General features: G+C 39.2%; 10 protein-coding genes. 6 read left to right on the top strand and 4 right to left on the bottom strand.

Annotated features, from left to right (window positions below):
* Positions 1-12: 12 nt before the first annotated feature.
* Positions 13-1,266 carry an imidazolonepropionase gene (gene hutI, locus ACY9Z2_RS01750; protein WP_463607876.1) on the top strand — a complete coding sequence of 418 codons (1,254 nt, stop codon included), beginning with the start codon at positions 13-15 and terminating at the stop codon, positions 1,264-1,266.
* Positions 1,263-2,207, top strand: a complete 945-nt coding sequence (gene hutG / locus ACY9Z2_RS01745) for a formimidoylglutamase (RefSeq protein WP_463607875.1) — start codon at positions 1,263-1,265, stop codon at positions 2,205-2,207. The genes hutI and hutG overlap by 4 nt, the downstream gene beginning before the upstream one ends.
* Positions 2,208-2,477: 270 nt before the next feature.
* On the opposite strand, the gene ACY9Z2_RS01740 is transcribed toward hutG, so the two are convergent.
* Entirely contained in the window at positions 2,478-2,807 is a 330-nt protein-coding gene (locus ACY9Z2_RS01740; RefSeq protein ID WP_463607874.1) for a winged helix-turn-helix transcriptional regulator, read from the bottom strand.
* 238 nt (positions 2,808-3,045) lie between these two features.
* On the opposite strand from ACY9Z2_RS01740, the gene ACY9Z2_RS01735 reads away from it, so the two are divergent.
* Positions 3,046-4,284 carry an aminopeptidase gene (locus ACY9Z2_RS01735; RefSeq protein ID WP_463607873.1) on the top strand — a complete coding sequence of 413 codons (1,239 nt, stop codon included), beginning with the start codon at positions 3,046-3,048 and terminating at the stop codon, positions 4,282-4,284.
* A gap of 390 nt (positions 4,285-4,674) precedes the next feature.
* A complete protein-coding gene (locus ACY9Z2_RS01730; protein ID WP_463607872.1) occupies positions 4,675-5,913 on the top strand; it encodes an aminopeptidase in 1,239 nt (412 codons plus the stop codon).
* A 437-nt stretch (positions 5,914-6,350) separates the two neighbouring features.
* Here the strand turns inward: ACY9Z2_RS01730 and recQ are convergent, their stop codons facing one another.
* Positions 6,351-8,492 (bottom strand): DNA helicase RecQ, encoded by a 2,142-nt coding sequence (gene recQ / locus ACY9Z2_RS01725; protein ID WP_463607871.1) that lies wholly within the window; start codon positions 8,490-8,492, stop codon positions 6,351-6,353.
* Positions 8,493-8,732: 240 nt separating this feature from the next.
* Complete coding sequence (gene brnQ, locus ACY9Z2_RS01720; RefSeq protein WP_463607870.1) at positions 8,733-10,031, bottom strand: branched-chain amino acid transport system II carrier protein; 1,299 nt, start codon at positions 10,029-10,031, stop codon at positions 8,733-8,735.
* A 310-nt stretch (positions 10,032-10,341) separates the two neighbouring features.
* Between brnQ and ACY9Z2_RS01715 the strand changes: the two genes are divergently transcribed.
* On the top strand, positions 10,342-12,183 hold the full coding sequence (locus tag ACY9Z2_RS01715) for a cation:proton antiporter (RefSeq protein WP_463607869.1): 1,842 nt from the start codon (positions 10,342-10,344) through the stop codon (positions 12,181-12,183).
* A 102-nt stretch (positions 12,184-12,285) separates the two neighbouring features.
* On the opposite strand, the gene ACY9Z2_RS01710 is transcribed toward ACY9Z2_RS01715, so the two are convergent.
* Positions 12,286-12,474, bottom strand: a complete 189-nt coding sequence (locus tag ACY9Z2_RS01710) for an SE1832 family protein (protein WP_463607868.1) — start codon at positions 12,472-12,474, stop codon at positions 12,286-12,288.
* Between the two features lie 81 nt (positions 12,475-12,555).
* Between ACY9Z2_RS01710 and ACY9Z2_RS01705 the strand changes: the two genes are divergently transcribed.
* Positions 12,556-13,422 carry a GNAT family N-acetyltransferase gene (locus tag ACY9Z2_RS01705; protein ID WP_463607867.1) on the top strand — a complete coding sequence of 289 codons (867 nt, stop codon included), beginning with the start codon at positions 12,556-12,558 and terminating at the stop codon, positions 13,420-13,422.
* Positions 13,423-13,728 lie beyond the last annotated feature (306 nt).

The raw sequence follows: 13,728 nt of genomic DNA, 5'->3' as shown, positions 1-13,728 counted from the left end.
GGAATCGATATGATGCAAGTAGATGTACTTATTACCAATATTGGACAGTTATTAACAATGGATAAAAAAGGGCCTGTGAAAGGTGCAGACATGAGCGATTTGCAAGTTTTGGAAGATGCAGCAGTTGCGATTCGTGATGGAAAAGTAGAATGGATCGGGTCAGCGGAAAAAGCTGCAGGCATTCAAGCAGAACGAACAATCGATGCTGAAGGGAAGCTTGTCACACCTGGATTGGTTGAGCCGCACACACATCTAGTGTTTGGTGGATCACGTGAAAAAGAAATGGCATTGAAACAACAAGGTGTTCCATATTTGGAAATTTTGAAGCAAGGTGGGGGAATCTTATCAACGGTTAATTCCACTCGTGAAACGTCATACGATGACTTGTTAGAAAAAGCCTTATTTCATCTTGATCGCATGGCCATGCATGGCATTACGACAGTTGAAGCGAAGAGTGGATATGGACTCGATAAAGAAACCGAGCTTAAACAGTTACAGGTGGCAAAAGAAGCTAATGTGAAGCATCCATTGGATATCGTCTCTACCTTTCTTGGCGCACATGCCATTCCGCCTGAATATAAAGAGAATCCGGATGCATTTTTGGATGAAATGGCCGATATGTTCGATGAAATAAAAGAGAAAAATTTAGCTGAATTCGTTGATATTTTTACCGAAACGGGCGTTTTTACCGTTGAGCAATCAAGGAAGTATTTGCTTAAGGCCAAGGAAAAAGGCTTTGGTGTAAAAATTCATGCGGATGAAATTGATCCCTTAGGTGGAACTGAGCTTGCAGTGGAAGTAGGCGCAATTAGTGGTGACCACTTGGCTGTAGCTTCAGACGAAGGAATTAAGCAATTGGCAGCGTCTGAGACCATTGGTGTAATTTTACCAGGAACAAGCTTTTATTTAGGAAAAGATACGTATTCACCGGCACGGAAGATGGTCGATGCAGGAGCAGCTATATCCATTTCGACCGATTTTAACCCAGGAAGCTCAGTGACGGAGAACTTACAGCTTATTATGTCGATTGCGGCGTTGAAACTTAAACTTTCACCAGAAGAAATTTGGCATGCGGTAACAGTGAATGCTGCACATGCGATTGGCCGTGGAGCAGAAGCGGGGACAATTGCTGTAGGGCGTAAAGCAGATATCGTGTTATGGGATGCACCAAATTACATGTACATTCCATACCATTATGGTGTAAATCATGTGAACACAGTTGTGAAAAATGGTGCAGTATTATATGAGAGGAAGGCGATACGATGACGCAGTTGCGACACGTAAAGCCTGCAGGAACCGCATTTAAAGATAGGTATACAACAAAAGTGCGTGAGCTTTTAATACCGTGGGAAGACGGGAAAAAAACGGAATTCGCGATAGCTGGTGCACCACTTTCGAAACCATCGATTAGTCACTCTGGGGCGTCTTTTGCCCCTGGTGCTATTCGATCTGCACTGCAAAGCTATACGACATTTTCCGGAGACACTGGCGTTGATTTCACCGAATCGATTATCGATTTTGGTGATGTATATATGGATCCGACTGATGTTGTTGGGAACCAGCAGCGGTTACATGAGGGATTGTCTGATATTTATGCGACAGAAGCGGCTGACTATTGGATGATACTAGGTGGGGATCACTCAATCAGTCATTCATCGATCAAGGCCTATGCGGAGCGGAATCAATCAGTCGGCGTTATTCAGTTTGATGCACACCATGATTTACGCAATGTAGAGGATGGTGGACCAACGAATGGCACTCCTTTTCGTAGGCTTATCGAAGATGGTATTTTGCAAGGGGAAAATTTAGTTCAAATTGGTATTCGTGATTTTACCAATGCCAAGGCATATGATGATTACGCAAAAGAAAAAGGCGTTGTCGTTTATACTATGCAAGATTTATACCGCGAATCGGTTGAAAAAATTATTGAGCGAGAAGTGAAGAGACTTTCGGATCGGGTAGATGTGATTTACCTATCCGTTGATATGGACGTTTTGGATCAAGCATACGCACCGGGGTGTCCGGCAATTGGTCCTGGTGGGATGACAAGTCGTGAGCTTTTATCTGGAGTTCATTTAGCTGGACAGCATGCAAAAGTTAAAGCGATGGATATCGTGGAGATTGACCCAACGATTGATATTCGAAACATGACGAGTAGAGTAGCAGCGAATGTGATGATGGAGTTTATGTTGGGGAAGAGGCTGTAAGAATATATTCTATCCATAAGCGGACACAGGAGACGCTATTATTCCAAAATAACGCAATATAGCAATTCAAACGGACAGAGGATTCGTTATTTGCTGTCTTGCATGCTATTTTAGATGAATTTTTGGTAAATAAGGTACCTGGTGTCCGTAAGTAGATGAAAGTGGCTGTTTTTTGCCAAATAAGGAATTGTGTGTCCGCACCATGCGGTCCATATGTAAATTAGTGTTTTTAGGCAATAAAAATAGGCTGTCTACCTGACAGCCTATCATCTATTTCACTTGTTCATTTTGGTCTTCTAATGAAACCCAGTCTTCGGCCCAGTTCTGTATTTCGCGGATTACGGGTTCTAATGCTTTTCCTTTATCAGACAATGAATACTCAATACGGACAGGGAATTCAGAATAAATATTGCGTTCGACGATTCCTTCCTGTTCTAACATTTTTAATCGATCAGAGAGCAACCTTCCGCTAATTGGCAAGTCAGCTTCCATCTCAGAAAAACGTTTTGTTCCTTCTAAAAGGTCAAATAATATTAGCCCAACCCAACGTTTGCTGAGAAGTTGCATGGCATTTTCAAATCGCGGACATAATTCCTGCATGAAGATCACCTCTTCTTATTTATTAGTAAAATCATTAATAGTAATTACGAAAAGTAACTTAATAACAGTATAACACAATACTTCTGCTGCGTAAATTGGATATAACCCGAATTAGTTGAAAAAGGAAAAAATTAACATAAACATTTTCGCATAATTGAAACAATTGCTTGGTAATTTTATACGATTTATGAAATAATAACGGTACACGAAATAAATGAATATCCACGGAGGGAATACAATGGTCAGTCAACAGACACAAGAAAAATATGCAGAACTTGCATTACGCACAGGGGTCAATCTACAAAAAAATCAAGCACTTATGATCAACGCCCCAATTGAAGGATCAGATTTTACAAAAATAGTTGTTCGTAAAGCATATGAATTAGGCGCAAAAGATGTACATATTAACTGGGTGGACGATGAGTTAACTTTATTAAAATATGAAAACGCTCCAGATGAGGTTATTGCTGATTTTCCAGAATGGCGAGTAAAACTGCATGATATGTATGCAGAGGATGGAGCGGCAGTTTTATCTATCCGCTCAACGAATCCAGACTTATTAAAAGATATTGATTCAGGACGAGTTGCTAAAGCAAATAAAGCTGCGGCACAGGCAATGAAGAACTTCCGTAAGTATACGATGAATGACTTGATTACCTGGTCAATCATTTCCATTCCAACTGGTGATTGGGTGCAAAAGATTTTTCCTGACAAGTCTAAAGAGGATGCAATGGAAAGTCTCTGGGATGCGATTGTTAAAATTGTTCGCGTTGATCAAGATGATCCAGTCGCAGCATGGGACGCACATAATGCAACACTACGTACTGCACGTGAACTCATGAATAAGAAAAACTATAAAAAATTGGTTTTCAAAGCACCTGGAACCGACCTTGAATTAGAGTTGCCAGAAGGTCATATTTGGAAAGGTGGATCTGCTGATTCGGCAAAAGGTATTACGTTTAATCCGAATATGCCAACAGAAGAAGTATTTTCAATGCCGCATAAATATGGTGTAAACGGCACCGTTTCGAGCACCAAGCCATTAAACTATGGTGGTAGCTTAATTGATAATTTCACATTAACATTTAAAGACGGAAAAGTAGTTGATTTCAAGGCTGAGCAAGGGGAAGATGTACTAAAGCATTTATTAGATACAGATGATGGTGCGAGCCGTTTAGGTGAAGTTGCATTAGTTCCACACGAATCACCAGTATCGCAATCAGGTTTGATTTTTTATAACACATTATTTGACGAAAATGCGTCGTGCCATATCGCGCTTGGAAAAGCATATCCAACAAACCTTGAGGGTGGAGCGGATATGAATGAAGAGGAATTAGATAAACACGGTGTGAATGATAGTCTAACACACGTTGACTTTATGATCGGTTCCGAAAAACTAGACATTGATGGTGTGTTACAAGATGGAACGTCAGAAGCCGTTTTCCGTAATGGAACATGGGCATTTGACATAAAATAAACTGTTAAGATTAAACCCTTCCCTCTGCATTAGTCAGGGGGAATAGTTTTAATTAAGAATGAGATTGCAATTGCGATTTTCGTGCGGGATGCAGGAGGACAGCTAACGGACACACGATCCCTTATTTATGTGAAATGAGGGTAAATGCGGGTGTGATCGGACTCAGGATTCCTTAATCGGATAAAAACAGTTGAAAATCATGTTTTTTAACTGAATAAGGCATCGTGTGTCCGTTAATCCGCAAAATACAGTTAAAAAAGGCAAATAAGGCATCGTCAGTCCGATATCAAAGCATTGTTCTTGACGTACACGCACCAGATTACGTTGCAATTTACACCAACATTTTTGAAAACAACTTTTAAAAAATTTTATGTAACAGGAGGAAATGGAATGGTTAGTCAAAAGACGCTAGAAAAATATGCGGAACTTGTGTTGCGAAAAGGAGTTAATCTCCAAAACGATCAGGCACTAATGATCAGTGCACCAATTGAAGGGGCAGATTTTACCAAAGCAGTTGCACGTAAAGCTTACGAAATGGGTGCAAAAGATGTACATATTAATTGGAGTGACGATGAGCTTACCCTATTAAAATACGAAAATGCACCAGATGAAGTACTAGCTAATTTTCCTGAATGGCGTGTGCAATTAGCTGAGTCATACGCTGAAGATGGTGCAGCGGTGCTTTCCATCTATTCATCGAATCCGGATTTGTTAAAGGATATTGACCCTGAACGTGTTGCGAAGGCAAATAAAGCATCTGCTGAAGCTATGGTTAATTTTAGTAAACGCATGATGAATGATGAAATACCTTGGTGTGTAATTTCCATCCCAACTGGTGATTGGGCACAGAAAATTTTCCCTGATCAATCGAAGCAAGAGGCAGTCGAAAGTCTTTGGGAAGCTATTGTTAAAATTGTACGCGTAGACAAAGATGATCCTATTGCTGCATGGGATGACCATAACGATACATTGCACACTGTACAGGACATCCTGAACAATAAAAAATATAAAAAACTAATTTATAAAGCCCCAGGGACCGATCTTGAGTTGGAATTACCAGACGGTCATATTTGGAAAGGTGGAGCTTCAGACACTCCTAAAGGTGTTATGTTTAATCCGAACATGCCAACTGAGGAAGTGTTCTCGTTGCCAGATAAATATGGTGTTAATGGTACGGTTTCAAGCACAATGCCGTTAAATTATGGTGGCAGCTTGATCGATAATTTCACGTTAACATTTAAAGATGGAAAAGTAGTTGATTTCAAGGCTGAGCAAGGTGAAGAAGTACTGAAACATTTATTAGATACAGACGAAGGTGCAAGACGTCTAGGTGAGGTTGCTTTAGTACCGCATGAATCACCTATATCGCAATCGGGATTGATATTTTATAACACATTATTTGATGAAAATGCATCCTGTCATCTTGCGCTTGGAAAGGCATATCCAACTAACCTTGAAGGTGGAGCAAAAATGAGCGACGAAGAATTAGATAAACACGGTGTAAATGATAGCCTTACCCATGTTGATTTTATGATTGGCTCTGAAAATCTTGATATTGACGGTGTTCTACCAGATGGAACCACTGAAGCTGTGTTCCGTAATGGTACATGGGCATTCAAACTTAGCTAAATAGGTTGATACATGAACCGCTCCTTTTAAGAGGGAGCGGTTTTATTTATAACATCAGAAAGCATAAGGTCTGGTAGACCCAATAAGAAAACCTCGGCATTAGTCGGATCGAGAAGGTAAAGAGGACTGGTGTTAGTTAGCGGACTCAGAATACCTTACTTACATTATATTACCCATTTTTAAGTACGAAGTGGACACCAGGTGCGCTATTTACGTTAAAACACCCTGGCATCACTAGTTTATAACAAAATAAGGTATCTGATGTCCGCTAACAAACAAAATTCACCCATAATTAGAGAATTAAGGTATTCTGAGTCCGCTAAGCACAAATAAGAAAGTAATTACCTATGCCTTTCCCTGAACAACAAAGCTAAGGCAAGAACGTTCATCACCTTTCCCATAAAAAAGCACCCCTTACCAAGAGGTGCTCCTACAATCTACATATAGTCGTTCTTGACTAAAACGGCTTTAATTTTTGTATAGCTATAGCTATCTGGAAGCTTTTCTTTCAGTGGTTTTAGTTTTGCTTCATCCATATCATTACGGATTTCTAGAATTTTTCTTTCTTCCTCATCATTAAAAAAGATTCCCCAAGCAATTGGATAGCCCATTTTTGTTGCTTTGAAAATATGTCCTTCAATGGTCTGCTGTGACATATCTCTAATGACAGCAATGTCTTTAATAGATTTACCACGTTGGAACATCTGGTAGCTAACTAGATAGCTAGGCTCGTCCGTTGTTTTTTCCTTTGGCTTAGCTGGTGCACTATCTGAAATTCTAACTTTGGTTTTAACATCAGGATTCCGTTCTCGCCAAGTCTGTATTACCTCCAGGAAAGGTTCGCCATATTGCTCGTATTTCTTCTCACCAATTCCTTTAATGGTCAGCATATCATCCTTTGAATCTGGAAAATATCTGCTCAGCTCTTTTAAGGTAGCGTCGGAGAACAATACGTATGGTGGTACATTTTGTTCGTCGGCAATTCTTTTACGTAATTGTCGTAACTCCTCAAAAAGATCTTCTTGATAATCTGCGCTTTCGCCGGTTGGAATAACAGCTGAATACATAAATACGGTACGCTTTCCGATTAATACATCTACTGATTGCTGATTCAGTTTTAACGTCGGGTAACGGCCTTCCTCTGTCGCAAGAATGTTTTCAGCAATTAGAAAATGAATCCATTCAGTTAATGCTTTCTCGGTATAATTAGACAAAATTCCGTATGTTGAAATCAAATGCAATTTAAAATCTTTTATTTTCTTGTCCTTCGATCCTTTTAAAACCTTTGCGGTCATGCTTACTCCGAATCGTTCACCCATTCGCTTTACACAGGAAAGAATCATTTGCGATTCTTTTGTCATATCGATTTGGTCGGTTCGGTGCATACAATTGCTGCACCGGTCACAAGAATTCTTGTCATCACGGTCATTAAAGTAATTTAATATAAAGGAAGTTAAACAACTATGTGTATGACAGTAATTGATCATAGCCTGTAGCTTCCGGTACTCTGCACGTTTGGCATCATCGTCCATGAAGGACTGTTCGATTAGGAACTTTTGCAATTGGATATCTTGTGGAGAAAATAGCAAGATGCAATCACTCGGCTCCCCGTCTCGACCAGCACGTCCAGCCTCCTGATAGTAGGACTCAATGGTCATTGGCATGGCGTAGTGTATGACATATCGAACGTTGGATTTATCGATTCCCATACCAAACGCGTTTGTTGCGATCATTACTTGGATTTCATCCTGTATAAATGCAGCTTGTGCAGCTTTCCGCTCATCCTCCGAGAGACCAGCATGATATTTTGCAACAGAAAAGCCTCTTGTTGTTAACTGCTCATGTAAGGTATCAGCTTGCTTCCGTGTTGCTGTATAAATGATACCTGATTCATTTTTTCGTTCAGAAAGAAAGGAGCGAACATAAGTGGACTTGTCTTTCCCTTTGACAATATGAAATGCTAGGTTATCTCGTTCGAATCCTGTGTTAACAACATGATCATCGCTTATATGAAGTAGCGTTTGAATATCTGAAATAACTTCTCCAGTAGCAGTTGCAGTTAGTGCAACATAAACTGGGATGTTAGAAAGAGCCTTCAAATTAGGAACAATGGAACGGTAACTTGGCCTAAAGTCATGTCCCCATTGGGAGATACAATGCGCCTCATCAAACGCTACCAGCGCAATCCGCAATCGTTTAACAACCTGAATAAAATAGGAGGACTCAAATCTCTCTGGTGCCACATAAACGAATTTATAGTGTCCAGCCTCTAAATCGTAGAGTCGTTGTTGTTGCTCACTAGTTGATAACGAACTATTTATATATGTAGCTGCGATACCAAGTGAATTTAATGCATCAACTTGGTCCTTCATTAGGGAAATAAGTGGTGAAATAATTATGGCTACACCGTCCAGTGCCATTCCTGGAATTTGATAACAAATAGACTTACCGCCTCCAGTAGGCATAACGGCTAATGTGTTTTTATGTTGAAGAATAGTTGAAATGGTTTCCTGCTGTCCAGGTCTGAAAGCTGGAAAGCCATAATAGGTTTGTAGGATTTTTTCTGCTTCAGCGATCATGATGATCCTCCTTTACACTACTAATCCTACCATATTTTCCATGAAAAAAAGAGCTGGAAATTTCAGCTCTTTGTTATAACGTCAGAAATTATAAGTTATGGTAGACCTTATAAGAAAAACTTCGACATTCGCTATTAAGGACAAGGCGAATGCCGAGTATTTCTAATAAATTCATAGTAGTCCTTATATAAAACTTCTTCGGCATTCGAGGTCAATGCCAAAGTTTTTCTACACGAAAGTTTATTTTGCATAACTTGGATGAGCAATTTTTTCTACAATAAACCCAATGATTCCACCAATTAACGCTGGTACAATCCATCCGAGTCCTAGATTGAAAAATGGTAACATTTCCATATACGGTGTGATAGTTGATAAATCCACACCAAATGCAATTAATCCGTCATATAAACTTGTGATAGCTGTTAATAAAATCGCACCTTGATACACTCGGCGTTCGCCTTGAAATAGTTTTTGCATGAAGGTTAATGCAATGAGCACGATTGCGATTGGATAAATAAATACAAGAACGGGAACGGAATAACTGATAATGGTGTTCAGCCCTTGATTGGCAATTAAAAAGCTCACAATGGTTGTTAATATGATAATTCGATTGTAGTTTAGGCTTGTGACTTTTGAAAAAAATTGGCCACATGCGACAACTAGTCCAACACACGTAGTGAAGCATGCTAGTGTTACGATTATACCTAACAATAAGGCTCCAAAGCTGCCAAACATCATATTTGCTGCGCTAGACAAGATGTCGCCCCCGTTTTCAAAAGAGCCAACAGTAGCCATTTTCGTACCAATCCAACCGATGGAACCATAAACCAGAATCAATCCGGCTCCTGTTATCGCACCAGCTTTAAGGGTAGATTTAATCAATTCACGTTGTGTTGAAACGCCTCGTTCCTTAAAAGCATTCACTACAATGATTCCAAAAGCAAATGCCGCAATCGCATCCATCGTTAAATATCCTTCGATGAATCCTGTGAAGAATGGATTACTTGCATATTTCTCGGTTGGAGGGGTCGTTGGATTGTCTAATAACAGAAACCCAGCAATGCTAAGTGCGACGATGGCTAGTAGCAAGATGGGTGTTAAATACTGTCCAATGCGATCCACTATTTTAGATGGATTTAAACTCACTAGATAAACGAGCACGAAAAATACAATGGTAAAAAATAGTAAAACCATTGATGATCCACTAGAGATAAATGGCTCTACACTCATTTCATAAGCAACAGATGCAGCTCGTGGAATCGCAAAGAATGGCCCAATCACTAGGTAAACAATTGATGTGAAGATTAGACCAAATACTGGATTAACCCTGTCAGCTATATCTCTTGCGTCATTTTTTGCGAAAGAAATTGCGGTCACTGTAATAATAGGAAGGCCAACACCAGTAATGACAAATCCGGCAATAGCTGCCCAATAGGAAGTTCCTGAATTAATACCTAAGGTTGGTGGGTATATTAAGTTACCAGCACCGAAAAATAATGCGAAAAGCATAAAGCCAATGATAAATGTATCCTTTTTCATATGAGAGCACCTTCTAAGTAGTTTATTTGAATATATAACTCGTAATCGCTTACAAATATTGTAAAAAAGATTCTTTTTTCGTATTTATCTGATAATAAAATGTGAAAAAATTTCGAGTTATGCACAAAGCAACAACAATAGTAACAACTTGGCTATTAGCTTGTCAACATTCAATTGAAAACAGTTCTAACAGTTGTGTGACAGGCATAATGAATATTTTTAATTTAAAAAAACATAAATTGTTTACATTGGTACCCTACACATATAAAATGTTTTTATACAAAAGTTTGGGATGTTTAGGAGGTTTGATATGGTTCCATCAATTTTATTTGAAATTATGCTCATAGGTCTTTTAGGGATTGGCTCGCAATGGTTATCTTGGCGCTATCGCATGCCAGCCATTGTCGTTATGTCGGTTGCTGGCTTATTAATTGGGCCGATATTTGGCTTGATGAATCCTGAGGAAGACTTTGGTGATTTATATAAACCGATAATTACGGTTGCCGTTGCTATTATCTTATTTGAAGGTAGCTTAAACTTAAGTTTTAAAGAATTACGTGGTTTGGGTAAACCAGTATTCCGAATCTCAACAGTAGGGGCATTTATTGCTTGGATATTGGGATCGTTAACCGCGCATTACATAGCTGGTCTTTCTTGGACAGTAGCATTTGTAATTGGTGGTTTGTTCATTGTAACTGGACCGACAGTAATTTTACCGTTATTACGTCAATCAAAATTGAAGCCTCGTCCAGCGAAAATATTGAAATGGGAAGGTATTATTGTTGACCCAATTGGGGCACTACTTGCTGTATTTGCATTTGAGATTATCGCGTATTTTTCAGCCAACAACCCTGATGGTTCGGCGCTTCTCCTATTCTTCGCTGCTTCCATATTTGCGGCTATATTAGGATGGGCATGTGGACGTGGTATTGGTTGGATGTTTGAAACTGGAAATATTCCAGAGTATTTGAAATCTCCCGCAGTGTTTGTTGTCGTAATCCTGTGCTTTACTGTCGCAGATGAAATTATGCATGAAACAGGGTTATTAGCTGTAACGGCAATGGGTATGACACTAGCTAATATGGGTATTAGCTCAGTGGCTGACATGAGACACTTCAAAGAAAATATGTCGATGCTCTTGATTTCAGCAATTTTCATAATGCTTACTGCTTCATTACAAGTTGAGACGTTATTAAAAATATTCCAGCCTGAAATTATTGGGTATGTGTTGCTAATGATGTTTGCAGTACGACCGCTTTCTATCTTTTTATCAACAATTGGAACAGATCTTTCACTAAATGAAAAATTATTAACAGGATGGATTGCGCCACGAGGGATTGTAGCGCTTACTGTTTCTAGTTATTTCGCATCTATTTTAAGTGAAGCGGGGTATGAGGATGCCTCGATTATTACGACACTAACGTTTGGACTTGTATTTTTCACGGTAATTGCTCATGGATTTACCATTGGTCCATTGTCTAAGAAACTTCACTTATCGATGGAAGGTCAACCGGGTACAATTATTGTTGGTAGTAATCAATTTACCGTGGAATTGGCTAAATCATTAATGAAGGTGAAAGCACCAGTAATAATTGTGGATTCATCGTGGGAACGATTACGTAGAACACGTGAAGCCGGTGTACCGTTTTACCATGGTGAAGTGTTATCAGAACAAACGGAATATCACTTGGATACAACACCATACGAATATTTGATTGCCGCAACAGATTTTCATTCATATAATGCGCTTGTATGTACAACATTCATGCCAGAATACGGCAGAACGAATGTGTATAAATCAAGTCCATACACATTGGTTGATAATATGAACGAAGTGGTAGACAAAATTGGTGGAAGAATTTTATTTAAAGACGACATTTCGATGGAGGATTTAAGTAAAAAGATTCAGGGTGGCTATGTATTCCGACAAACTACAATTACCGATCAGTACAATTACAAACGTTATTTAGACGAACGTGATGAAGAAACAGTGCTATTATACGTACTGAAACCATCAGGGAAAATGTATTACTACTCAGAAGAATTGAAAGTTACACCTGAATCCGGGGATATCGTAGTTAGTTTAGCACCACCAAGTAAAGAACATAAACGAATCCAAGAAAAATTAGAAAACCAACGTAATAACCAATAAACAAAAGAGGAGACCTTCGAAGCTGAAGGTCTCCTCTTTTATCATACCAAGATGCGAAAGTAAGCTCGCTCAGTAGACGATTTCGGAACACGTCACGATTATTTATTTTTCCAATTCCTCTAATTGCTTATTCAGTTCAGCAATATCCTTTTCCAGTTGTGTAAGCTGACGTTCTTCAATGTCTGTTCGTTTTCCGACCGCTTCCACTTTATCCATATCACCCATAATTCGGGCGTAATCTGCTTTTAATTCCACTAATTTTGCTTCTATATCACTTTCTTTTAATTTCATTTTTTCACCCCTAAATGGTCTAGTATTCTGTTAATAATAGTGTATACTATATGATTAATATAAACAAAGGGGGAAAATCTGGTGCAACTTTACTTTGAAAAAAATATACATGCTTATGTTGAGAAAATTGAGCCATTGTTACGTAAAAAAGAAGCATGCAACAATTTAATGCTAGGCCTTGTAAAACGTACGGCCGAAGGAGACTCTCGATATAAGGAAATTCATTTAGGATATGTAGAGGATAAGGGTGAAGTTATCTATGCCTTTATGCAAACACCCCCTAATAATTGGATATTCCCTGATGTAGTGGATCTTGAAGCTAGTATTCCGATAACAATCGCAACGTTTTTATGTGAACATGATATGGATGTACCAGGAGTACTTGGTCCAGATTATGTAGTGAAGCCGTTTGTGGACAAGTGGGAAGGATTGCAGCAAGTTGATTCCACCATTCATATGAAGCAATTTATCTATCAGCTTGACGAAGTTAATAATGTACCAGTAGCTGAAGGTAAGTTAGTAGAGGCGGAGAATCACAATCATCAACTAATTACCGAGTGGCTTGTTCAGTTTGGTGTGGAGGCAAACGAACCTACATCAAAGGAAGATGCAGAAAAGCTTGCAACGCAATTTTTAAAAAATCGCTCAGTATACTTATGGCAAGTGAATGGAACCCCTGTATCAATGGTTAATCAATCTAGAAGTACGAAAAATGGTGCCACGATAAACGCAGTGTTTACGCCAGATGAACATAAACGTAAAGGATATGCAACGAGTTCAGTTGCAGCATTGACAAGTAAGCTGTTAGCAGAAGGTTATAAATTTTGCAGTCTATATACAGATGCGGATTATCCAACGTCAAACCGTATATATAAAAAAATTGGTTATTATGAAGTCGGCACTTCTGTCGTATATGAATTCATTAGAAAAGCGCAAGCGCCCGTTTAGAAGTGGACGCATAAGCAAGGGACCGTAGAACGCATGGGTTTAGCGTTCGAAGTGTCCATTGCTTATGACGGCAGCTTCTGGGCGCTGGAGCTAGACATTAGAAAAGCGTAATCGCCCGTTTAGCAACGTACAAACTGGAGCACTCCGAAATGAGATAAAGGAAACACGGTGAGGTACGAGCCGATGTTGACTTATCGCAGTGGAGGTGTGTGAAGTTTGCTAGTTGCTGGGCGCTGGAGCTAGACAGCTTTTCGTTTATACTTTCTTTGCTTATTAAAAAAGCTTAGATGCACTCGCATCTAAGCT

The sequence above is a fragment of the Virgibacillus sp. GM2-2 genome (assembly GCF_055329585.1).
This window is presented reverse-complemented; position numbering and strand designations above follow the sequence as displayed.

Excerpts from the sequence above, each read along its gene's own strand:
- hutI (WP_463607876.1), top strand. The coding sequence starts at position 13 with ATGCAAGTAGATGTACTTATTACCAATATTGGACAGTTATTAACAATG.
- hutG (WP_463607875.1), top strand. The coding sequence starts at position 1,263 with ATGACGCAGTTGCGACACGTAAAGCCTGCAGGAACCGCATTTAAAGAT.
- ACY9Z2_RS01740 (WP_463607874.1), bottom strand. The coding sequence starts at position 2,807 with ATGCAGGAATTATGTCCGCGATTTGAAAATGCCATGCAACTTCTCAGC.
- ACY9Z2_RS01735 (WP_463607873.1), top strand. The coding sequence starts at position 3,046 with ATGGTCAGTCAACAGACACAAGAAAAATATGCAGAACTTGCATTACGC.
- ACY9Z2_RS01730 (WP_463607872.1), top strand. The coding sequence starts at position 4,675 with ATGGTTAGTCAAAAGACGCTAGAAAAATATGCGGAACTTGTGTTGCGA.
- recQ (WP_463607871.1), bottom strand. The coding sequence starts at position 8,492 with ATGATCGCTGAAGCAGAAAAAATCCTACAAACCTATTATGGCTTTCCA.
- brnQ (WP_463607870.1), bottom strand. The coding sequence starts at position 10,031 with ATGAAAAAGGATACATTTATCATTGGCTTTATGCTTTTCGCATTATTT.
- ACY9Z2_RS01715 (WP_463607869.1), top strand. The coding sequence starts at position 10,342 with ATGGTTCCATCAATTTTATTTGAAATTATGCTCATAGGTCTTTTAGGG.
- ACY9Z2_RS01710 (WP_463607868.1), bottom strand. The coding sequence starts at position 12,474 with ATGAAATTAAAAGAAAGTGATATAGAAGCAAAATTAGTGGAATTAAAA.